Source organism: Streptomyces sp. XM83C (assembly GCF_023072675.1).
GTDB classification, from domain to species: Bacteria; Actinomycetota; Actinomycetes; order Streptomycetales; family Streptomycetaceae; genus Streptomyces; species Streptomyces thermocoprophilus.
Genome location: NZ_JALLGL010000561.1, coordinates 1 through 1,478 on the forward strand (window position 1 = coordinate 1; position 1,478 = coordinate 1,478).

A 1,478-nucleotide genomic window follows, 5' to 3' on the forward strand; every position below is an offset into this window, starting at 1 on the left:
GGGTGTCGTCGGGGGGCGTGCTGCGCTGGGGTGCCCGGTGTCGGTGTGCTGTAGGTGGGTGTGCGCGGGGTCGTGGGCGCCAGGGGCTTAAGTCCCTTTCCACCCAGGGCCGTTCGGGCATCGAGGTGCACTGCCATACTGCGGGCGATCTTCGGCTGAGCAGGCGGATCCGTGCTTTTGACGATCCGTCTGTCGGCCCCGTACGCCTACTGGGAGCACCATCCATGCCTCGACCGTTGCGCCGGCGCCCCGGCGGCACACCGGCCCCGACAGAGCGCGCACTGCCGGAGGGTGGCCGAGCGTGAGCACCACCACCGACAGCTATCTCGCCCTGCGGGCCCGCCACGAAGCCATGCGGTTGCGTCGCCGGATGCTCTCGCCCGGCGGTCCCGAGCGCCTCACCGACACGCAGGTTCCGTCGCAGGAGCCGTACACCGGGCCGGCCGACCAGCGGTTCATCCTCGACCACCTCGATCTCGTCGAGCCGTTCGAGGAGCTGATCACCCACCTCTACCGGTCGCTGTTCGACCGGCACCCGTCGATGCGGTCGTTGTTCCCCGCGTCCATGGCGTACCAGCGGGCGCACCTCGCCGCCGCGTTCCGCTACCTCATCGAACATCTCGACCGGCCCGACGAGATCACCGCGACCTTCGCCCGGCTCGGCCGCGACCACCGCAAACTCGGGCTGCTGCCCGCCCAGTACACGGCGTTCGAGGCGGCACTGTGCGACGCCCTGCGCATCCAGGCCGGCATGCACTGGACGGCCGAACTGGAGCAGGCCTGGGTACGGATGCTCCGTACCGGAGTCGACGCCATGGTGCGCGCCGCCGACGACGCGCTGCACGAACCGCCCTGCTGGAACGCCACAGTGACCGACCATCAGCTGCGTGGGCCCGACCTGGCCGTGTTCCGCGTCCGCCCGCACGAGGAGTACCGGCACCGGGGCGGCCAGCACGTCGCGCTGGAGTCCCCGCACCTTCCCCACACCTGGCGGCGCTTCTACCCGGTCCGTGTGCCCGGCGGCGAAGGGGAGCTGGAGTTCCATGTCCGCCGTACCGGCACCGGAGGCGTCAGCGATGCGCTGGTACGGGGTACCGGGCCCGGGGACGTCCTGCGGATCGGGCCGCCCGAGGGCAACCTCGCACCCGCGGACCCGGCAGCGGTCGGGGGGATGCTGCTGGTGGCCTGGGACACCGGGTGGGCCGCGATGAAGGCGCTTCTGCGGGACGTGGAGCACAGCCGTGCGCTGTCCGTCGGCGGGCGCCGGGTGCGGCTCTTCGTCGGCGCCGACCCGCGGACCGGGCTCTACGACGCCGACGGCGTGGCCGAACTCGAACGGCACCGCTCCTGGCTGACCGTCGTGCCGGTGACGGGGGGCGGGGCCGGGGAGGAGCCGTACGGTCACCTCGTCAGGGCGGTGACCGAGGTCGCCGACCGGGCGTTGGTCGCCGGGCCGGCGGGGGCGGTGCGGGGGGGTC

Annotated in this window: 1 protein-coding gene; it reads left to right on the forward strand. The window is 72.8% G+C overall.

The genetic code is table 11. The features are described from left to right. Nucleotides 1-301: 301 nt before the first annotated feature. The coding region (locus MTQ10_RS30345) for a globin domain-containing protein (protein ID WP_247473872.1) at nucleotides 302-1,478 on the forward strand (1,177 nt) is incomplete at its 3' end.